Source organism: Streptomyces sp. NPDC048718 (assembly GCF_043198875.1).
Classification (GTDB): Bacteria; Actinomycetota; Actinomycetes; order Streptomycetales; family Streptomycetaceae; genus Streptomyces.
This window is the reverse complement of the sequence record NZ_JBICVG010000011.1, coordinates 160,160-180,861: the sequence shown is the minus strand read 5'-3', so window position 1 is coordinate 180,861 and position 20,702 is coordinate 160,160. Positions and strand designations below refer to the sequence as shown.

General features: G+C 73.8%; 16 protein-coding genes. 12 read left to right on the top strand and 4 right to left on the bottom strand.

Going from position 1 to position 20,702, the window contains the following annotated elements; translation table 11 throughout:
* Nucleotides 1-44: 44 nt before the first annotated feature.
* From ACGFRB_RS21960 to ACGFRB_RS21950, 3 genes are read right to left on the bottom strand one after another with little or no spacing between them, the layout of a single operon-like run.
* Nucleotides 45-1,331 (bottom strand): M20/M25/M40 family metallo-hydrolase, encoded by a 1,287-nt coding sequence (locus ACGFRB_RS21960; RefSeq protein ID WP_393245137.1) that lies wholly within the window; start codon nt 1,329-1,331, stop codon nt 45-47.
* Entirely contained in the window at nt 1,328-2,251 is a 924-nt protein-coding gene (locus ACGFRB_RS21955) for a sugar phosphate isomerase/epimerase family protein (RefSeq protein WP_393245135.1), read from the bottom strand. The genes ACGFRB_RS21960 and ACGFRB_RS21955 overlap by 4 nt, the downstream gene beginning before the upstream one ends.
* A 1-nt stretch (nt 2,252) precedes the next feature.
* Entirely contained in the window at nt 2,253-3,323 is a 1,071-nt protein-coding gene (locus ACGFRB_RS21950) for a Gfo/Idh/MocA family oxidoreductase (protein WP_393245133.1), read from the bottom strand.
* 421 nt (nt 3,324-3,744) lie between these two features.
* Between ACGFRB_RS21950 and ACGFRB_RS21945 the strand changes: the two genes are divergently transcribed.
* The 9 genes from ACGFRB_RS21945 (at nt 3,745) to ACGFRB_RS21905 (ending at nt 16,082) form a co-directional block, all read left to right on the top strand.
* On the top strand, nt 3,745-4,866 hold the full coding sequence (locus tag ACGFRB_RS21945; protein ID WP_393245131.1) for a DegT/DnrJ/EryC1/StrS family aminotransferase: 1,122 nt from the start codon (nt 3,745-3,747) through the stop codon (nt 4,864-4,866).
* Nucleotides 4,863-6,107 (top strand): DegT/DnrJ/EryC1/StrS family aminotransferase, encoded by a 1,245-nt coding sequence (locus tag ACGFRB_RS21940; RefSeq protein WP_393245129.1) that lies wholly within the window; start codon nt 4,863-4,865, stop codon nt 6,105-6,107. Before ACGFRB_RS21945 ends, ACGFRB_RS21940 begins: the two co-directional genes overlap by 4 nt.
* 122 nt (nt 6,108-6,229) lie before the next feature.
* Nucleotides 6,230-7,234: a UbiA family prenyltransferase gene (locus ACGFRB_RS21935; protein ID WP_393245127.1), complete on the top strand. Its 1,005-nt coding sequence runs from the start codon at nt 6,230-6,232 to the stop codon at nt 7,232-7,234.
* Complete coding sequence (locus ACGFRB_RS21930) at nt 7,231-8,646, top strand: protoporphyrinogen/coproporphyrinogen oxidase (protein WP_393245125.1); 1,416 nt, start codon at nt 7,231-7,233, stop codon at nt 8,644-8,646. Before ACGFRB_RS21935 ends, ACGFRB_RS21930 begins: the two co-directional genes overlap by 4 nt.
* Complete coding sequence (locus tag ACGFRB_RS21925) at nt 8,633-10,219, top strand: class I adenylate-forming enzyme family protein (protein ID WP_393245123.1); 1,587 nt, start codon at nt 8,633-8,635, stop codon at nt 10,217-10,219. The genes ACGFRB_RS21930 and ACGFRB_RS21925 overlap by 14 nt, the downstream gene beginning before the upstream one ends.
* Before the next feature lie 98 nt (nt 10,220-10,317).
* Nucleotides 10,318-11,229 carry a class I SAM-dependent methyltransferase gene (locus ACGFRB_RS21920; RefSeq protein WP_393245121.1) on the top strand — a complete coding sequence of 304 codons (912 nt, stop codon included), beginning with the start codon at nt 10,318-10,320 and terminating at the stop codon, nt 11,227-11,229.
* The gene (locus ACGFRB_RS21915) at nt 11,226-13,040 is read left to right on the top strand and encodes a CoA transferase (RefSeq protein WP_393245119.1); all 1,815 of its coding nucleotides are present in this window, start codon (nt 11,226-11,228) and stop codon (nt 13,038-13,040) included. Before ACGFRB_RS21920 ends, ACGFRB_RS21915 begins: the two co-directional genes overlap by 4 nt.
* The gene (locus tag ACGFRB_RS21910) at nt 13,037-14,707 is read left to right on the top strand and encodes a class I adenylate-forming enzyme family protein (protein WP_393245118.1); all 1,671 of its coding nucleotides are present in this window, start codon (nt 13,037-13,039) and stop codon (nt 14,705-14,707) included. Before ACGFRB_RS21915 ends, ACGFRB_RS21910 begins: the two co-directional genes overlap by 4 nt.
* 187 nt (nt 14,708-14,894) lie before the next feature.
* A complete protein-coding gene (locus ACGFRB_RS21905; protein WP_393245116.1) occupies nt 14,895-16,082 on the top strand; it encodes a cytochrome P450 in 1,188 nt (395 codons plus the stop codon).
* A gap of 64 nt (nt 16,083-16,146) precedes the next feature.
* Here ACGFRB_RS21905 and ACGFRB_RS21900 read toward each other — a convergent pair whose 3' ends face one another.
* Nucleotides 16,147-17,151 carry a Gfo/Idh/MocA family oxidoreductase gene (locus tag ACGFRB_RS21900; RefSeq protein ID WP_393245114.1) on the bottom strand — a complete coding sequence of 335 codons (1,005 nt, stop codon included), beginning with the start codon at nt 17,149-17,151 and terminating at the stop codon, nt 16,147-16,149.
* Between the two features lie 635 nt (nt 17,152-17,786).
* Here ACGFRB_RS21900 and ACGFRB_RS21895 point away from each other — a divergent pair.
* The 3 genes from ACGFRB_RS21895 to ACGFRB_RS21885 are packed head-to-tail and all read left to right on the top strand — an operon-like array spanning nt 17,787 to nt 20,697.
* Nucleotides 17,787-18,806 (top strand): sugar ABC transporter substrate-binding protein, encoded by a 1,020-nt coding sequence (locus ACGFRB_RS21895; protein WP_363006029.1) that lies wholly within the window; start codon nt 17,787-17,789, stop codon nt 18,804-18,806.
* Nucleotides 18,803-19,861, top strand: coding sequence for an ABC transporter permease (locus tag ACGFRB_RS21890; protein WP_393245112.1), 1,059 nt, complete (start codon nt 18,803-18,805; stop codon nt 19,859-19,861). The genes ACGFRB_RS21895 and ACGFRB_RS21890 overlap by 4 nt, the downstream gene beginning before the upstream one ends.
* Nucleotides 19,858-20,697, top strand: a complete 840-nt coding sequence (locus tag ACGFRB_RS21885; protein WP_393245110.1) for an ATP-binding cassette domain-containing protein — start codon at nt 19,858-19,860, stop codon at nt 20,695-20,697. The genes ACGFRB_RS21890 and ACGFRB_RS21885 overlap by 4 nt, the downstream gene beginning before the upstream one ends.
* The last annotated feature ends 5 nt before the right edge of the window (nt 20,698-20,702 follow it).

The following is a 20,702-nucleotide window of genomic DNA, read 5'->3' as shown; positions in this document are numbered from 1 at the left end:
GTCGGGGCAAGGGGGCAAGGGGGGCAGGGGGGAATCGGGAGGCGTCAGGGGAGGCGGAAGGGCTGCCGCTCTTCGGCGAAGCGGGTGACGAGGCGGTGGACGACGCCGGCGAAGTCCGCCAGATCGGCCAGGTCGACGAACTCCCCGGGCGCGTGAGCGCGGTTGGCGGCGAGATCGCCCGGGCCGAGGACCACGGTGAAGGCGTCGGCGAGGCCGGCGGCCCAGACCGCGTCGCAGGTGAAGCCGGGAGCGTCGGCCCCAGGCAGGGCCCCGGCGCGCTCCAGCAGCCGCTCGGCCCACGGGTCGCGATTGTCCAGCGCGGGCAGGCCGTGCTTGTCCCAGGAGAGCCGGACGACGTGGTCCGCCTCGTGTGCCGTGCGGCCGAACTCGCGTGTCGCGCCGAAGAGTTCACGGAAGCGGCGCAGGCCGTCCGCGAGGTGGCGGGGCACCGCTTCCCGGAGTCTGCGGCCGGCCTGCGTGGTGCCGTACGACAGATTCATCAGCAGGGTGCCGGTGCCGAACACCCGGTTGTGGGTGTGGCCGGTGTGCAGTCCGGCGAGGCACACCCGGGTGCCGGGGACGGCTCCGTCCAGGCGGGCGGCGAGGTGCTGCGCGAGGAAGCCGAGCAGCACGGTGGCGTTGTGCCCGGCGTCGGGGTGGTCGTCGACGGCGTCCTCGCCCGTGACGGTGAACCGGGCGGTCATGGAGGCGGTGGCCCGGGGCAGCGCGCGCAGCCCGGTCGGTTCGCAGAACACGTTCAGCCGGCCGTGGTGCCCGGCTTCGAGCAGCGGACGGGTGCCGTACGTGCCGAGCGCGCCGCCCTCCTCCCCGGCGACGGCCTGGACCAAAATGCCGATGTCCCGCCCGACGGCGGGGTGGGCCGCCGCGGCCCGCAGCCCGGCGAGGAGGGCGACGGCGGGTCCCTTGGCGTCGACCGCGCCGCGGCCGGTGAACCGGGTGCCGTCGAAGGCGGGCGGGGTGTGGCCGGCGACGGTGTCCAGATGGACGTTGAACATCAGGGTCGCGGCGCGCGGGAGCCGGGGGCCGAGCCGCAGCAGCAGGCTGGGCTGGTCCGCCAGGAAACGCGGATCACGGGCGGCGGCGGCGCGGACCGTGGCCGGTACGCCGGGCCGGTCCAGGCAGGCGGCGGGCGGCGACGCGAGCCGTACGGTGCGCAGTCCCGCTCCGGTGGCCGCCGCCGCGTACCGCCGGAGGACCTCGGGCAGCCGGGAGGGCGGATCGTCCGGTCCGGCCTCCAGCGGGTTGACGCTCGGCAGCCGCAGCAGGGCGAGGAGCAGATCCTGGTCCGGTCCGGTGAACAGACCGCTCACGCCGGGCCGCCCAGGGGGGCCGCCACGGAGGCGGGGGTGGGTGCCGGGGCCCGGTCCGGGGCCTCGTCCAGGGAGCGCAGCAGTCCGGTGAGTGCCCGCCCCGCCCGTACGAACAGGTCGGCGGCGTCCTCGCCGGCCCGGGTCAGCCCCTCGTGGGGGCGGAGCGCGAGATGGGGTTCGAGGGAGAGTGCCCCGGTGTAGCCGTGCGCGGCCAGGATCCGCAGACACGCGGCCACTTCGGCGTCGCCCTCGCCGGGCAGGGTGTAGGCGGTCTCGCCGTCCGGGGTGCGGACCGCGTCCTTGACGTGGACGTGGGCGACGTACGGGGCGAGCGGGCGGAGCAGTTCGGGCGCGCTGTAGCCGTACGGGACACCGTTGCCGATGTCGAACAGCAGCCGCAGGGCCGGGCTGTCGACGGCGCTCAGCAGACGTAGCGCGCGGTCGGCCCGCTCCCCGGCCCAGCCCGCGCAGTTCTCGTGCAGCAGGACCAGCCCCGCGCGTGCGGCGCGGTCGGTGAGGACGGCGGTGCGGGCGAGGACCCGGTCGGCCCAATCTGGCTCCGGAAGACCGTCGTTGGGGTACGACATGATCCGCACGAAGCGGCAGTCGAGCGCGGCGCAGCGCTCGGCGAGGATGTCCAGTTCGGTGAGGTCCAAGGCGAGGTCGCCGGTGATCGGACGGGCCCAGTTGCCGATCCGGGAGGCCACCGCGACGACGCGGACGCCCGCGTCGGCCAGCCGCCGGGTCAGTCCGGCGAAGGCGGCCGGGGTGAGGTCGGCGAGGGCGATGCCGTCGACCGACCGCAACTCGACGCTGTCCCAGCCCAGCCGCGCGAGGGACGCGAGCTGGCCGTCGGTGTCGGATGCCGCCTCGTCGCCGATCCCGGTCAGGGTCCAACGGTCGTACGGGAAGGGGGGCATGTCAGCGGCTCCCGGCGCAGGCCGCGAGCGCGGCGTGTTCCCGGGCCGCGCACAGCAGCCGGGTGGTCTCGCGGGCGAGCGGGAAGTTCCCGGCGTCCGCCGTGCCGGAGGCGAAGCCCCGGTAGGCGTCCTCCAGGAAGTCCGTCAGAGCGTCGTCCCGGAAGACATGGTGGCCGGCTTCCTCGGGAGCGCCGGCCGGTCCGGGCGCGCCGCCGGCGAAGGGGGCGACGACGAGCTGGGCGTGGTCGTCGTCCTCGCTGAGCGGGAAGTGGGCGGTGACCGTTCCATTCTCGAACTCGCAGACGACACTGCGCTGCCGGACGGGCGCGCCGAGGTCGGAGCGCAGCAGGGTCGACACCCCGGAGTGGTGGTCCAGTTCGACATGCGCGCCGCCCATGCCGGGCAACTCGCCCTCCTCGCACCGCAGATCCCAGCAGTGTGCGGTCCGCAGCGTCGCGGGGCCGGCCAAGTCGAGGGCGAGGGCGAGGGAATGGGGGATCTCGACATCGAGCGCGGTGCGGTGCCCCCGGGTGACCAGGGAGCGGTGGAAGCGCGGCTTGTGCTGGTCGACGGTGATCCGGCGGAGCGCGCCGAGCCGTCCGCCGCGCACCAGCCGGCGCAGCCGGGCGGCGAGCCGCGAGCCGGTCCAGTGCGACACGGTCACGAGGTCGAGCCCCGCCTGGTCGCGGAGCCGGATCAGGGCGTCGAGTTCGTCCAGGGAGGCCGCGAGCGGCTTCTCCACGATCATCCGGCGAAAGCCGTGTCCGGCGAGTTCCGCGACCACGGCGTGACGGAGCGCGGGTGGGGTGCACACATGGGCCACCGTGTGAGCGGGATCCACGTGCGCCAGGGCCTGTTCGAGGGAGGCGACGACGGTGGCGCCGGTCCCGGCGGGAGAGTGCGGGCCTTGCCCCGCGGCGCGCAGGGCGCCCGCGCGCGGGTCGCAGCCGACGGCGGGCAGGGAGACGAGCGGGGCGCCCGCGGCGGCGGTGCGTCCGGCCAGCCGGGAGAGCGTTCGCAGATGGAGTCCGGATCCGGACCGGCCGAGCCCGACCACGAGGGGCTTCAGCACAGAGCCTCCTGGGAGAGTGAGGGAATTCCCCTGGAGAGGGGTGTCCCTCCAAAGAGGGATTTTCATGAGGGGGATGTCCATGAGAGGGGGCATCCATGCTCATGTTCGTTGCGCCGCACGACTATCGCCGTCGTGCGCGGAGGCGGTCAAGCGATCCGGAAGGCCGTTACCCATAAGTGTGAAGATGATCCTTTCGCTTTCACCGCCGCCATCGGGCCCGACTAGCCTGGAGACACCGGAGACTTCAGTGATTTCCGAGGCTCCAGAGACTCCATAGAGACGCGATGAGGCGGGGACGGGATTGCCTTCCGATGGACACGTTCCAGTGAAGCCCGAGAGTGTATTGACGGGTGCGGCGGTCGTCGCGGGAGAAGAAGAAGCGATTCCCTTCTTCACCCAAGCCGCCACGTTCGAACAATTGTTGCCCTCGATCGAAAAGATGATGGACGAGGTCTTCCGCAGCGGAAAATTCTCCCACGGAAAACAGGTCGGACAGCTCGAAGCGGAACTCGCCCGCTACACCGGCGCACGCCATGTGATCGGCGTCAACAGTGGTACCGACGCGCTCGTCCTGCTGCTCCGGGCCGCGGGACTGCGCCCCGGCGACGGTGTGCTGGTGCCCGCGTACTCCTTCTTCGCCACCGCCTCGGCGGTCGTCCTGGCGGGCGGGGTACCGGAGTTCGTCGACATCGACCCGGAGACCTACGCGATGGACCCGGCGGCGCTGGACGCGGCCGTCGGCCCGCGCAGCCGGTTCGTCATGCCGGTCCACCTGTTCCACACGATGGCCGATCTGACGGCCATCGGCGCCATCGCCCGGCGCCGCGGTCTGACCGTCGTCGAGGACAGCGCCGAGGCGATCGGCATGCGCCGCGCCGGCGTCCACGCGGGTCTGCACGGCGCGGGCGGCGTGCTCTCCTTCTTCCCCACCAAGACGCTCGGCGCGATCGGCGACGCGGGCGCCGTCCTCACCGACGACCCGGAGGTGGCGGACACCGTCCGCGCCCTGCGCCACCACGGCCGCGCGGGCAGCACCCTGAACGACTTCCGGGCCATCTCCACCGAGACCACCCTGCCGGGCGTCAACAGCAAGATGGACGACCTCCAGGCCGCCGTCCTGCTCGCCAAACTCCCGCTCCTGGAACGGCAGATCGTCCGCCGTGCCGAGCTGGCCGAGGCGTACACCGCCCGCCTGGCCGACGTTCCCGGGATCCTGCGCCTGCCGCGTACCACCGCCAAGGGGCCGGACGCACTCGAACGCGACGTGTACTACGTCTACTTGATCGAGACCGAGCGCCGCGACGAACTCGTCGCCCACCTCGAACGGCTCGGCATCGGCACCGAGGTCTACTACCCGGTGCCGCTCGCCCACCAGCCCGCCTTCGCGCGTCCGGGCCACGAGCCCGGCGGCTTCCCGCACGCCGAGCGGGCGGCCCGGCACGCCGTGGCCCTGCCGTTCCACCCCGACCTCGGCCTCGGCGAACTGGACCGGGTGTGCGACGCCGTCCGCTCCTTCCACACGAAGACGAGGACGGCCGCATGACCGACCACCGTACGATCGACCACCCCGCGTCCGGTCGGCCCATGTCCGGCCGGCCCGCGTCCGACCACTCCGCGTCCGACCACCCCGTGGACGGAGCCCCGGAGGCCGCGCCGGCTCCCGCCGTCCCGTTCTTCCCGCCCGACCTCTTCGAAGCCGACCGACCCGTCCTCATGGACCTGGTCCGCGAGGTGGGACTCGACCCCGAACAGCGCTTCATCCTGGGCCGGCGCACCGCCGCCTTCGAGGAACTGCTGCGCGCGGACCTCGAAGCCGCCGACGTCGTCGCCTGCTCCAGCGGCACCTCCGCGCTGTGGCTGGTGCTGCGGGCCATGGACATCGGCCCCGGCGACGAGGTGATCGTGCCCGCGTTCGGCTGCGCGCCGCTCGCCGCGTCGGTGATCGGCGTCGGCGCCACCCCCGTCTTCGCCGACATCCGGCCGGACACCCTCACCATGGACCCGGACGCCGCCGAACGGCTCGTCACCGAGCGGACCAGGGCGGTGATGCCCGCACACATGTTCTCCGTGATGGCCGACATGCCGAGGTTCGCCGCACTGGCCCGGCGGCACGGCCTTCGCCTGCTCGAAGACTCGGCGGTCGCCCAGGGCGGCGTCCTGGACGGTGTTCCGGCTGGACTGTGGGGCGACGCCGGCGTCTACTCGTTCGTCCAGGTCAAGACCTGCGGCATGCCCGGCGAGGGCGGCGCGGTGCTCACCCGGGACGCGGCCCTCGGCGAGCGGGTGCGGATGCTCCGCAACCACGGCCAGCGCCCCGGCACCCGCTTCGTGCACCACACCGTAGGGATCAACAGCCGCTTCGACGAGATCCAGGCCGCCTTCCAGAGCCACCGCTACGCCGGATTCCCGGCCCGGCTGGCCCGCCGGGCCGAGATCGCCGCGTACTACACCGAACGTTTCACCCCGCTCGCCGAGCGCGGCGTCCTGCCGCCCCCGCCCGACCGGGACGGCCGGTGCTTCTACGTGTACACGGTCCTCGCCGACGACCGGAGCGCCCTCGGCGCGCACCTGGCCGGGGCCGGGATCGCCGGCCACGTCTACTACCCGCGCCCGCTGCCCGCGCACCGCGCCTTCGCCGCGTACGCCCCGCCCGGCGCCCGCTGGCCGCACGCCGAGGACGCCGCCCGCCGCCATCTGTCGCTGCCGGTGCACCACCTGCTGACCGACGCACAGGTCGAGCATGTCGCCGACCGGGTGTGCGCCTTCGCCGCCGGCCGCCCCTGAGCCGGCCCCGGGCCGCCCCCTGCGCGTCGCCAGGTATCCGCCCGTACCCCTTCTTCTCCCGTAGCCCTTCCGCTCGGCACCCCTTTTCCGTTCTTCACCGCAGAGATCCCAAGAGGACAACCATGACGGACAGCATCGCGGCCGGCCGGGCCGCGCCCGCCGCCCCCGCCGAGAGCCTGACCCGGCTCTACGCACGGCTCGGCAAGCTGGACGTGTACGACTACTACCTGGGCATCTTCCTCGCCCTGTCCGCGAGCCTGTTCCCGCTCGGCGCGTTCACCGTCCGGCAGGGACTGGTGCTGCTGCTCTTCCTGGCCGGGGAGATCGCCGTGCTCATGGCGATGGTCGCCCTGGACGACGTCACCGGCTTCCGGGACGGCAGCGACATCGCCAACTACGGCCCGGACAACCCGCTGCGCAGCAAGGCCCGCAAGCCGCTGGTCGCCGGAACCCTGACGGTCCCCCAGGCCCTGCGCTTCGCCTGGATCTGCGCCGCCGCCGGCGTGCTGCTGTGGGCGGGCGCCGCCGCGCTCGCCCCGCACCGCCCGCTGTGGGCGCTGCTCGCGGCGGGCGGGCTGTGGGCGGTGTCGCTCCAGTACTCGTACGGACTGAAGATCAGCTACCACGGCTTCCAGGAGGTGTTCCTGGTCGCCCTCGGCGCGGTCCTCGTGATCGCCCCGTACGGTCTGGTGACCGGCGGCTTCTCCGGGTTCCTGATGGTGCAGGCGGTGCTCTTCGGCTTCGGCCCGCTGATGTTCGGCGTCTACTCCAACACCAACGACGTCGAGGGCGACCGGTCCGTCGGCCGCCCGACGGTCGCCGCGCTGGTCTCCGAGCGCGGCAACGCCGTGTTCATCGGCGCGCTGTCGGCCACCGAGTTCCTCATCGGCCTCGTCGCCTCCGTCACCGGGGTGGCCCCCTGGTGGTTCACGCTCCTGATGCTGCCCGCGACCGCGCTGCGCACCCGCCAGTACCTGACCGGCTTCGTCCGGGGCGACATCATGACCGCCCGGCGCACCGGCTTCGCCGTACACCGGCTCAGCGTCGTGCTGATGACCATCGCCGACGTACTGGCCGCCGGCGTCCTCGGCACCAGTGCCCTGACCTCGACGGGAGCCGCCGGATGACCCCCGATCTGGATGTCGCGGTGATCGGCGCCGGCATCGCCGGACTGACCGCCGCCCACGAACTGCGCCGCGCCGGTCTCACCGTCCGCGTTTACGAGGAACTGCCCGCGGTCGGCGGCCGGATGCGCAGTGTGCGCCACGAGGGCTGGACCGTGGACACCGGCGCCGAACAGGTCGCCCCGCGTGGCTACCGCGCCACCTGGGAACTGCTGCGCCGCCTCGGCGCCACCCCGTACGACGTCCCCCGGGTCGGCGGCGGCGTCGCGGTCTGGCGGGGCGGGCGCGCGTATCCCGGTGTCGGCGAGAACAGCTCCGTCCTCACCGGCGCCGGTCTGTCCGCCCGTGCCCGGCTCGACCTGGCCGCCTTCCAGGCCTGGTCCGGCCGCCGCCGCGGCGGCTTCGACGGCGATCACCCGGAACGCACCCCGCTGGGCGCCGCGACCGTACGGGAGACCGCCTCCCGCTACCACCGCGAGCTGCACGACTATCTCCTCCAGCCGGTCGCGGGCTGCTTCTTCGGCTGGGACACCGCCCGCAGCGCCGCCGCCCCGCTGGTCAGCCTGCTGCTCGAAGCGGGCGCGCCGTCGGCCTGGCGGACGTACCGCGACGGCATGGACTTCCTGGCCCGCCGGCTGGCCGAGACCACCGACGTCGTCACCGGCCGCGCCGTACGGGAGGTCACCACGGCGGGCGAGGGCAGTGGCGGGGGAAGCGGTGGGGCAAGCGGCGGGGGCGGACACGCCGTCCTGCGCTTCGAGGACGGCGAGACGGTACGGGCCCGGGCGGCCGTACTCGCCGTACCGGCGCCGGTCGCGGCCCGGCTCCGCCCGGACGCGCCCGCCGACGAACGGTCCTTCCTCGACGCCTGCTCCTTCACCTCCATGCTGAAGGTCAGCTATCTCCTGGACCGTCCGCTCGCCCCGGCCGCCCGCCGGCCGGTGCACATCCTGCTCACCCCGGCCGTCGAGGAGGAGCTGATCTCCGGCGTCGTCGTCGACCACGCGAAACACCCCGGCCGGGCCCCCGCCGGACACGGCCTGGTCACCGTCGTGGCCGGCCCGCACCGGGTCCGCGAACTCCTCGACCGCGCCCCCGACGAGACCGCCGATCTGCTGCTGCACGCGGCCGAACGGTACGTCCCCGGCATCACCGCGGCCCGCCGCCACCACCTCGTCCACGCCTTCCGCCACGGCCTGCCCGAGGCGACCCCTAAGGCGCTGCGCACCCGCGCCCCCTTCCTCGCGCGCCCGGTACGCGCCGTCGAGTACGCCGGTGACTGGGTGATGCTGCGACCCGCCTCCGAAGGCGCCGTGCGCTCCGGCGCGCTGGCCGCCGCCCGCGTCCTCGCCCGGCTGGCCGATCGCGGCACGCCCGCCCCCCACCCGACGGAGGAGATCCGTGCGACCGCATGACATGGGCACCCTGTTCGACGAGGCGGCGGCCCACGGCGCCCCCACCGTCGTCCACCTGGACCGCCCCTTCGACATCGCCCCCGACGCCGGCGCGCTCTGGACCGTCCCGGAACTCGCCGCCCTGGTCCGGGCCACCGCCGCCCGCCTCGCCGACGCGGGCGTCGGCCCCGGCGACCGGGTGGCGATCGTCAAGGACAACCACTGGGACTACGACCTGCTCGCCTGCGCCGCGATCCGGCTCGGGGCCGTCCCCGCGCAACTGTCCGCCGCGCTCGACGCCGAGGACCTGACGACCCTGCTCGACCGGCTGCGGCCCGCCGCGCTGGTGACCACGGCGGGGATCCTGGCCCGGCTCGGCCGGGACCCGGAGATCCCGATCCGTGTCACCGTGGACGCCCCCGCCCCCGGAACGGCCGTTCACCTCGCCGAACTGGACCCGGCCGGACCGTGCCCGCCGGTACGGCGCCACGACGACGAACCCCTCGTCGTCCACCACACCTCCGGCACCACCGGCGTCCCCAAACTGGTGGTGCACTCCACCCGCACCCTCGTCCACGAACTGGCCCGCTTCGAGGCGGTGCGCTACCCGGTCATCGGCGTCCGCGCCGACGACGTCCTCGCCAACGCCAGCGCTTACGCCCACGGGCGTACCTTCTGCTGGACGGCGGTCGTGATGTCCGCCGCGCCCGCCCGGATCACGGTGCTGACCGGCGACGCCCCGGACACGGCCGACCCGCTGCTGCGCGCCCACCCGCCGACCGTCGTCGAGGCGACGCCCGCCGGCTTCGTACGGCTGCGGCCCCTCACCACCCGCCTGGACAACCCGTTCCGCCGGGTCCGGCTCTACATCAGCACGTACGACGCCGTGCACCCGCCCGTCCTGCGCTCCTATCTGACGGCCAGCCGGCACTCCCGGCCGCTGTGGATGCAGGGCTGGGGACAGACCGAGACCGGGCCGCTGACCTTCCGCTTCCACACCCGGCGGTCCGCGCTCCTCCCGGAGGCCAGGACCGACGCCCGGCTCCTCGGCCGCCCGGTGCCGGGCCGGACCGGGCTGCGCGTGGTGCACCCCGACACCCTGCGCCCGGTGCCCCGGGGCCGCACCGGCCTGCTTCTCGTCCGCACGAAGGCGCTCGCGCTCGGATACGTGGGGGAGCGGCCGCGCTGGGACGCCAAGCGCATCGGCGACTGGTGGGCCACCGGCGACCTGGGCATCCACCACCGCGACGGAAGCGTCAGCGTCCTGGACCGCGAGGCCGACAGCCTGCCCGGACTGCCCGACGTGAGCTGTCTGCGCACCGAGGACGTCCTGGAGGCGCGGCTGCCCGAGGCCCTGGAGTGCGTCGTCGTCGGCGCCCCGGACGGCGCCCCGCGGCCCTTCGTGGTCACCGCCGACGGCCGTCTCGACCCGGACGCGTGGGCCCGGGCCGTGCGCGGGCTGCCCTCGCTCGGCGAACCCGTCGTCGTCACCTGGGACGAGGTGCCCCGCACCGGTACGGGCAAGGTCCGGCGCGCGGTGCTGGCCGAGCGGCTCATCGGCAAGGCGGTCACCGGCACGGGACGCTGGACCTGAGCGCCGGTGGTCCGCCCGCCCCGGGCGGCCTTCCCCCGGCATGCATACGTGTCACGAGCAGCGAGCAGAGAGAGTCGTACGTGTCCCAGCCGTCCCCCGTGCCTGTCGTAGCCGCCGTAGCCGAGTGGCCCGGCGCACCTGTTCAGCCCGGTGTGCCCGGCGCGCCTGGCGTATCCGCCGCCGTCCCCGCTCCCCGGCGGGTCTTCGGCAACGGCACCGCGCACAGCCGTGACCAGCAGCGCTGTCTGGCCGCCGCCTACGACCCGGTGACCCTGCCCCGGCTGGCCGCCGCCGGGGCGGGGCCGGGCTGGCACTGTCTGGAGATCGGGGCGGGCGGCGGCGGGATCGCGCGGTGGCTGGCGGAGCGGGTGACGCCGGGCGGCGGCTCGGTGCTCGCCACGGACATCGACCCGCGTGACCTGGCGCCCGGGCCCGGGCTGCGGGTCGCCGCCCTCGACGTGGCCCGCGATCCGCTGCCGGACTCGGCCTACGACCTGGTGGTGGGCCGGCTGGTGCTCCAGCATGTGCCGAGCCGTGACGCCGTGCTGCGCAAGCTGGTACGGGCCCTCAAGCCGGGCGGGCTGCTCCAGATCGACGAGATCGACGCCTCGTACGAGCCGCCGCTGCTGACCCCGGACCCGGCGGCGGAGGAGTTGTACGTGCGGTTCCTGGCGGCCAAGACGGCGGCGATGCGGGCGGCGGGCGGCGACCCGCACTGGGGACGGCGGGTGCCGGCGGCGATGCGGGCGGCCGGGCTGACCGGGATCGACGTCCATCTCGCCATCGGGGTCCGGCACGCCGAAGACCCGGGCCTGGGGCTCCAGTTGAACCACACCCGCAATCTCCGGGGCCGGCTGGTGGCGCAGGGGATGACCGAGGAAGAACTGGAGCGGGTGGGAGAGCTGATGCGGGATCCGTCCTTCCGCGCCGCCTCCAGCGTCTTCTACTCGGTGCAGGGGCGCCGGCCGGACCGTGAGGGGGGCCGGCCGGACCGTGAGGGGGGCCGGTGACCGTGACGACCGGGCGACCGGGCCGAGGGGAGCGGCGGGACGGAGGCGAGGGGCCGGGCGGAGAAGAGCCGCCCGCGGTCGCCGCCAAAATCGCCGAACTCCTGCTGCGGCACGCGGCGGAGGCGCTGCCGAAGGGCACTTCCCAGGGAACCTTCCGTATCGACTGGGCGGGACCGGTGGACACGGAGCTGCCGGACGAGCGCGCCGTCCAGGCCGCCTGTGGACTCCAGCACGTCCATGGCCGGGCCACCGGCGGACCCGTTCCGCTCGCCGTCGACTACGCGTCGGTCGTGGCCGGGGTGCTCGCCGCCCTGGGCGCCACTGCCGTGGGCGTCGGGCGGGCGCGGGGACTGCGACTGCGCGAGGCGCGGACATCGGTGGCCCAGGGTGCGCTGCTCGCGATCAGTCAGTATCTCGCGGCGGCAACGGCCCGCGAGGGTGGGGAAGTCGAGCCTCCTGTCCCGGAAGTCGGGGATTCCGGCGGCTACTTGGGTCTGGCGACCCTGGTCTCCTTAGACGGTCACCGCATTGAGATCGAGACCCTCGACCCGGAGGCGTGGCGGGAGTTCTGGACCCGGCTCGCGGTGCCACCCGCGCTCTCCGGCCGAGGCTGGCTGCCCTTCCAGCAGCGGTTCGCCACCGCCGTCTGCCCGCTCCCCGAGGTGTTGCGGCAGGCCGCGCGCCGCCACGCGCTCGCGGAGTTGCGGGAAGCCGCGTACGACACCGGCGTCAGTCTCCTCGTGGTGTCCTCCGACCCGCTCTCGACCGTGAACCCGGCGCCCTGGCGGCTCACCCCAGGGCCGGGACAGGGGCAGGACACGGCGACAGGCGTGGAGCCGTGGGGCTTCGGCCCCCCGGCGGCCCGCCCACCGGGCGAACCCCTCCTGCCGCTCGCCGGGCTGCGCGTCGTGGAGTCGACCCGCCGGGTGCAGGGGCCGCTCGCCGGGCACGTGCTCGGGATGCTGGGCGCCGAGGTCGTCCGGATCGAGCCGCCGGGCGGCGACCCGATGCGCTGGCTCCCGCCGCTGGCGGGGGACTGCTCGGCCCGGTTCCTGGCGCTCAACGCCGGCAAGCGGGTCGTGGAGGCCGACCTCACCACGGCGCGGGGCCGGGCCGCCGCGCGCGAACTGGCCTGCGACGCCGATGTGTTCCTGCACAACTGGGCGCCGGGGAAGGCCGCCCGCCACGGTCTGGACGCCGCCGATCTGCTGCCCGCGCGCCCCGCTCTCGTACACGCCTGGGCCTCCGGCTTCGGCGACACCTTCGGCGACCGGCCCACCCCCGTGGGAACCGACTACCTCGCGCAGGTGTACACCGGTCTCGCCGCAGCCGTACGCCCGGCCGGCGAACCCCCGGCCCCCTCCCTGATGACCCTCACCGACATGCTCGGCGGACTGGTCAGCGCCCAGGCCGTGGTGACCGCCCTGGCCCGGCGCGCGGCGACCGGGCGCGGCAGCGGTGTCGAGTCCTCCCTGGTATCGGCGGGCGCGCTGATCCCGCGCCCGGCGCGGCGGGTCGAATGGGCCGCGCTGGACCGGCCGTTGCCCACCGCGGACGGCCATCTGTCCCTCGGTCCGCGCGCCCGCCGGAACCCCGAGGCGGTGCACCGGGTTCTGGCGGGCGGCGGTGACACACGGAGCCGTACCACCGAGGACTGGCGGGAGCGGCTGGCCGGGGCCGGACTGACCGCGACCCCCGTCCTGACCGACCTGGCCGGACTGGCCCGCGACCCGGCGTTCAAGGCGGCCGTCGCGCCACCGGACCCGGCCGCCCCGTACGCCCGCCCTCACTCTCCCTGGACGTTCGCATGACCCTCACCACCACCGCCACCGTCGCCCCGCCCGCGCTCGGCCAGAGGGTGTGGACCTCGCGTGCCGGAGTGCCCTTTCCCGACCTCGTCCCGCGAGAGCTGCGCCGGTCCTGGGTGGCGCGGGGCCTGTGCCCGGACGCCGACCTGTACACCCTCTTCGCCGCCCGGGTCGCCGAACACCCGGACCGCCAGGCACTGGTGGACGCCGGGGGAGTGCTCACGTACGCAGAACTCGACGCCGAAGTGCGGCGTACCGCCGCCGAGTTCGAGCGGGTGGGACTGGCGGCGGGCGATGTGATCGCGCTGCGGCTGCCCAACGGCCGCGACGCGGTCGCCGCCGAACTCGCCGTGTACGCCCTGGGGGCGGTGGCCCTCCCGCTTCCGCCCGGCGACGACCGCGACCTGCGGGCCCTGCTCGCCCGGTCCCGGGCGCGCGGCGTCGTCCTGCGCACGGCCCGGGAAGCGGACCCCGCCCTGGGCCTGCCCCACCTGCGCACCGTGTGCGTCCCCGAGCCGGGACCGCGCTCCCCGGCGCCGTACGGCACCGGGCAGCCGCCCCGGCGGCCGGTCGACCCGTACGGCCCCGCCCGCATCCTGGTCTCCTCCGGCTCCGAGGCCGAACCGAAGATGGTCGCCTACAGCCATCACGCCATGGCGGGCGGCCGGGCCCGCTACGTCCGCGCGCTCCAACAGGACCCGGACCGTGCCGGGTCGCCGCCCCGGCATCTGGTGCTCGTACCGCTGGCGTCCTCCTTCGGCTCCCTCGGCACGCCCGTCACCCTCGCCGTGCTCGGAGGCACACTGATCACCCAGCCGGCGTTCGACGCCGAGGACGCCCTGCGGCTGATCGCCGTCCACCGCCCCACCCACCTCTTCGCGGTACCGACGATGCTGCGCCGCCTCACGGACCTCCCGCGCCGCAGCGACGAGGACACCTCGTCGCTGCGGACGGTCGTCTCCAGCGGCGCGGCGCTGCCCGAGGCGGTCGCCCAGGCCTGCCGGGAGCGGTTCGACCGGCCTGTGGTGACCGTCTACGGCTCCTCGGACGGCGTCAACTGCCATACGGCGGGCGAGATCAGGCCGACGGGACCCAGTGTCGGCACCCCGGACCCGACGGTCGCCCGGATCCGGCTCACCGGCCCCGAGGGCCAGATCGAGGCGCGGGGCCCCATGACTCCGATGTGCTACGTCAACGCGCCCGAACTGGACGCCCGTTACCGCACCCCCGACGGCGGCTGGGTGCGGACCGGCGACTTCGGCCGGCTGGACGAGCACGGCCGGCTGCACGTCCTCGGGCGCCTCAAGCGGATCGTGGTGCGCGGCGGTCTCAACATCAGTCTCGCCGAGGTGGAGAACGAACTCGCCACCCATCCCGCCGTGGCCGAGGCGGCCTGCGTCCCCGTCCCCGACCCGGACCTGGGCGAGCGCCTGTGCGCCTGCCTCCGCCCGGCGCCCGGCGCGCGGACGCCCACACTGCCCGAGCTCGCCGCCCATCTCCTCGGCCGGGGCCTGTCCCGCCGCAAACTCCCCGAACTTCTGCTTCCTGTCGAAGAGATGCCCCTCGGCCCGACGGGAAAGATCTGCCACCGCACCCTGACGGAGGCGGCGGTGGCGATGGCGGCGCCCTCGGCCGGGGGCCGCGATCAGGAGGGCAGCGGACAGGCGTAGGAGCGCTTCCGGCCGATGGTCGTCGTCCCCGGGTGAGCGCCGACCGCCGTCCGGCCCACTGCGCGGCGGCGCGGCCCCTTCGCTCCGGGCGCACGCCTGCGGATCGCCGCCTGTCCGGAACTCGCCATATTCGCCTGCCTCCAGGCAATTCCGAAGACAGTCAAGGCCCTTGAAATAGAGTGGAGCCATGCCGATCAAGCCGATCATCGATCTGCGGGAGTACGGCCAGGAGTTCACCGCGAACCCGCACCCTTACTACACCGCGCTCCGAGAATCCGGTCCGGTCCACCAGGTCGTCAGCCCCGAAGGAATGCCCGGCTGGCTGATCGTCGGTTACGAGGAGGCCCGAGCCGCCCTCGCCGATCAGCGGTTCGTCAAGGACGGCAGCGCCGCCGGCTTCGTCCCGCCGAGAGTCGAGATCGTCGGGCCCAGCCTGCTCGGCGTCGACCCGCCCGACCACTCCCGGCTGCGCAAGCTCGTCGCGAGAGAGTTCACCGCCCGCCGCGTCGAGGCGCTGCGGCCGCGCGTCCAGCGGCTGACCGACGCCTTCCTCGACGCGATGGCCCCCGCCGGGCGGGCCGATCTCGTCGACGCCTTCTCGTTCCCGCTGCCCATCACCGTCATCTGCGAACTCCTCGGCGTGCCCGCCGAGGACCGCGACTCGTTTCGCGTGTGGTCGAACGAACTCGTCGCCCCCAGTGGGGCCATGACCGAGGAGGAGGCCGCCGAGGGTTTCGCCGCCTACTTCGACGCGCTCATCGAGGACAAGCGGGCCGCGGGCCCGGGCGAGGACCTGATGTCCGCGCTCGTCGCCACCCGCGCCGAGGACGGCGACCGGCTCTCGATTCCCGAACTGCGCGGGCTCGCGCAGCTGCTGATCATCGCGGGACACGAGACCACCGTCAATCTCATCACCAACACGGTGCGGCTGCTGCTCACCCACCCCGGGCAACTGAAAGCGGTGCGCGAGGACTTCACACTGATCCCCGGTGTCCTGGAGGAAGTCCTGCGCCACGACGGCCCGGTGGAGACGGCCACGTACCGTTTCTCCGCCGAGGACGTCGAGATCGGCGGAACGGTCGTGCCCGCCCACTCCCTCGTCATCGTCGGCCTCGCCGCGGCCGACCGGGACCCCGGCCGCTTCCCCGACCCCGCGGCCTTCGACATCCACCGCGACACCCAGGGGCACCTCGGGTTCGGCCACGGTATCCACTTCTGTCTGGGCGCCCCGCTCGCCCGGCTGGAGGGCGAGATCGCCGTCCGGTCGCTGCTGGAGCGCTTCCCCAAACTGGCGCTCGACCCCGAGTCGCCCCCGCTGGACTGGATGCCGGGGATCCTGATCCGCGGCCCCCGTCACCTGCCCGTCGTCTGGTGATCCCACCCCGGCCGCCACGGCTCCCACCGCGGCGGCCGGGCCGGGGACGGCCCGAAGGCGAGGCTCAGCCCGCCGGGATCTCCGCGACCCGCACCGGGCGGCGCTCCCGGTGTGAGAGCACGCACGCCTCCGCGATCCGCAGCGCCACCAGCGCCTCGCCCCCGTCGCACGGGTTGCCCCGCTCCCCGCGCACCAGGGCGACGAACGCGTCCAGCTCCGCCTCGTAGGCCGGGCCGAACCGCTCCAGGAACCCGGGCCACGGCTTCCCGGGCGCCGCCGGCCCCGCCTGCTCCAGCGACTCCAGCGGGGTCCGCTCGTCAAGCCCCACCGCCAGTGAGGTCCGCTCGCCGGCCAGCTCCATCCGTACGTCGTATCCCGCGCCGTTCGACCGGGTCGCCGTCGCCGACACCAGCGTGCCGTCGTCCAGGGTGAGCAGCGCCGCCGCCGTGTCCACGTCACCGGCCTCGCGGAACATCGCGGGGCCCGCGTCCGACCCCGTCGCGTACACCTCCACGACCTCCCGGCCGGTCACCCAGCGCACGATGTCGAAGTCGTGCACCATGCAGTCCCGGAACAGCCCGCCCGACAGGGGCAGGTACGCGGCCGGTGGCGGCGCCGGATCGGAGGTCACCGCCCGTACGGTGTGCAGCCGGCCGAGCCGCCCCGCCGCGACGGCCTCGTGTGCCGCCCGGTATCCGGCGTCGAAGCGCCGCATGAAGCCCAGCTGCAGCTCGGTTCCGGCTGCTGCCACCGCCTTCAGCGCGTCGAGCGTCCGGGGTACGTCGAGCGCGATCGGTTTCTCGCAGAACGCGGGCAGCCCGGCCGCCGCGGCCCGCCCGATCAGCTCCGCGTGCGCCGCCGTCGCCGACGTGATCACCACCGCGTCCAGCGGATGCCCGAACAGCGCGTCGACCGACGGCGCCGCCTCGGCCCCGAGCGCGCCCGCCACCCCGGCGGCCCGCTTTGGATCGGCGTCCGCGAGGACCAGTGCTCCGACCCGCGGATGCCGCGCCAGCGCCGCGGCGTGGAAGGCGCCGATCCGTCCCGTTCCGATCAGTCCGATCCGCATGGCCCCAAGGTGGTGTGGATCACCCCGGGTGTCAAGGAAATGCCCGGGCATATGGCAGGACAGCGGGTCGAAGAGGGGTGAATCGCTCCTCCGGTCGCCCGCTCCCGGTCCGCTCCCGGCCGTCCTGTGCGCCCCCAAACCGCCCGTCATGTCCGACACCCGTCCGGCCCAGGACCGGGGCATGCGGGCCCCGCGTCTTCCCGTACTCCGCCCCCGGGGCTAACCTTCCCGACCGTGTCCCCGCCAGGCCCGCATCCGCCGCCCGGGCCGCCCGGTCCGTGCGAGGACCCCGGCGGTCCGCCCTCGTGGCGGCTCCCGCGTACTGCCGGGTACTCCGTTCGCCGTGGCGCGTGTCACACCGGGCCCGGTGTCCCTGTCCGCCGTATCCGGGCGGCCGGTGCTCCACCCGTACGTGCCGTGCCCGCCGTCCCCTGGGGTACGTCCCCGGTTTTCCCCCGGCATTCCCGGCGGCGTCCCCGGGAACGGCTCGCCATGGGCGACCCTGGATGAGCGCCGCCCCGGCACGGCCGAAGGGGGTCGCCCGGGACACCCGCAGGGCCCCGCTGAAGATCAGCGCGACCCCCATGACCGATACTTCAATGCACGCAGAAGGACACAAAGGAGGGCACGGCTTCGTGACCAGGGTTCGTACAGGAGGGGTACGCGCGGCCGTCGGCGCCGTGCTCGCGGTGGCGCTGACCGCCGCGCTCGCAGGCTGCAGCAGCACCGGCGGCAAGCGAGCGGAGGACGCCCGCAAGGCGGCCGCGGCCCAGGGGCGGGCGGCCGTGAACACCCCCCGGTGGACCTTCGCCATGGTCACCCACTCGGGCGATGGCGACACCTTCTGGGACATCGTCCAGAACGGCGCCAAGCAGGCCGCCGTCAAGGACAACATCAACTTCCTCTACGCGCATAGCGACGAGGCCCAGCAGCAGGCCCAGCTCATCGACTCGTACGTGGCCAAGAAGGTCGACGGCCTCATCGTCACCCTCGCCAAGCCCGACGCGATGAAGACCGCCGTGGAGAAGGCCGTCAAGGCCGGCATCCCGGTGATCACGGTGAACTCCGGAGCCGAGGCGTCCAAGGCGTTCGGCGCGCTCACCCACATCGGCCAGGACGAGACCGTGGCCGGCGAGGCCGTCGGCGAGGAGCTGGACAAGCGGGGCCGCAAGAAGGCCCTGTGCGTCCTGCACGAGCAGGGCAACGTCGGCCACGAGCAGCGCTGCGCCGGTGCCGCGAAGACCTTCGACGGCCGGATGCAGAACCTGTACGTCGACGGCACCAACATGCCCGACGTCCAGGCCTCCATCCTCGCCAAGCTCCAGTCCGACCCGTCCATCGACGCCGTCGTGACGCTCGGCGCGCCGTTCGCCGACGCCGCCGTCCAGGCGAAGAAGACCGCCGGCAGCAAGGCCGAGGTCGACACCTTCGACCTCAACGCCAAGGTCGCCGCCGCCCTCGAATCCGGCACCCTCGGCTTCGCCGTCGACCAGCAGCCCTACCTCCAGGGCTACGAGGCCGTCGACCTGCTGTGGCTGTACAAGTACAACGCCAACGTCCTCGGCGGCGGCAAGCCGGTCCTCACCGGCCCGCAGATCATCACCAAGGAGCAGGCCCCGGCGCTCATGGACTACACCCAGCGGGGTACCCGATGAACGCCGCCGCGCCACCCGAGCCCGCCGGAGCCGACCACGTCGACGAGCGGCTGCTGCGCACCTCGCCCCTGAAGAAGCTGCTGGCCCGCCCCGAGCTGGGCTCGGTCGTCGGCGCGATCGCCGTCTTCGTCTTCTTCTCGGTGGTCGCCGACAGCTTCCTGCGCGCCACCAGCCTCGGCACCGTGCTGTACGCGGCGTCCACCATCGGCATCATGGCCGTCCCGGTGGCGCTGCTGATGATCGGCGGCGAGTTCGACCTGTCGGCCGGTGTCCTCGTGACCACCTCGGCGCTGGTCTCCTCGATGTTCAGCTACCAGATGACCGCGAACGTCTGGGTGGGCATCGGCGTCTCGCTGCTCGTCACCCTCGCCATCGGCGCGTTCAACGGCTTCATGCTGACCCGTACGAAGCTGCCGAGCTTCATCATCACGCTCGGCACCTTCCTCATGCTGACCGGACTGAACCTCGGCCTCACCAAGCTGATCAGCGGCACCGTCTCCACCAAGTCGATCGCCGACATGGAGGGCTTCTCCTCCGCGAGCAAGGTCTTCGCCTCCCACGTCACGGTCGGCGGCGTCGAGCTGCGCGTCACCATCCTGTGGTGGTTCGTCCTGGTCGCGCTCGCCACCTGGATCCTGCTGCGCACCCGCTTCGGCAACTGGATCTTCGCGGTCGGCGGCGGCGCCGACGCCGCCCGCGCGGTCGGCGTCCCGGTCTTCAAGACCAAGATCGGCCTCTACATGGGCGTGGCCTTCTGCGCCTGGATCTCCGGCCAACACCTGCTGATGTCGTTCGACGTCGTCCAGTCCGGCGAGGGCGTCGGAAACGAGCTGATCTACATCATCGCGGCCGTCATCGGCGGCTGTCTGATCACCGGCGGCTACGGCTCCGCGATCGGCTCCGCCGTCGGCGCGTTCATCTTCGGCATGACCAGCAAGGGCATCGTGTACGCGGAGTGGAACCCGGACTGGTTCAAGTTCTTCCTCGGCGCCATGCTGCTGCTCGCGACCCTGCTCAATGCCTGGATCCGCAAGCGCGTGGAGGCCACCAAGTGACGACGACCCCGACTCCCGAGGCGCCCGGCGGGGCCGGGGCCACCGGCGCCCCGCTCGTCGAGCTCGACTCGGTCAGCAAGTACTACGGCAACATCCGCGCCCTCGAAGGGGTGTCCCTGGAGGTGAACGCGGGGGAGATCTCCTGCGTCCTCGGCGACAACGGCGCCGGCAAGTCCACCCTGATCAAGATCGTCGCCGGGCTGCACCGGCACGACGCCGGGACCTTCCGCATCGAGGGCGAGGAGGTCACCCTCGTCAACCCGCGCGACGCCCTCGACCGGGGGATCGCCACGGTCTACCAGGACCTCGCCGTCGTCCCGCTGATGCCGGTCTGGCGCAACTTCTTCCTCGGCTCCGAGCCCACCCGGGGCGCGGGCCCCTTCAAGCGACTCGACGTGGCGCTGATGCGCGAGACCACCCGTACCGCCCTGCTGCGCATGGGCATCGACCTGCGGGACGTCGACCAGCCCATCGGCACCCTCTCCGGCGGCGAACGCCAGTGCGTGGCCATCGCCCGGGCCGTCCACTTCGGCGCCAAGGTCCTCGTCCTCGACGAGCCGACCGCCGCGCTCGGTGTGAAGCAGTCCGGTGTGGTCCTGAAGTATGTGGCCGCCGCACGTGACCAGGGTCTCGGCGTGGTCCTGATCACCCACAACCCGCACCACGCCTACCTCGTCGGCGACCGGTTCGTCCTGCTCAAGCGCGGCGCCATGGCGGGCAGCCACACCAAGGGCTCCATCACCCTGGACGAGTTGACCCGCCAGATGGCGGGCGGCACCGAGCTGGAGGACCTGCGGCACGAACTGGAGCGGCCGTCCGGCCCTTCCGGATCCTGACGCGA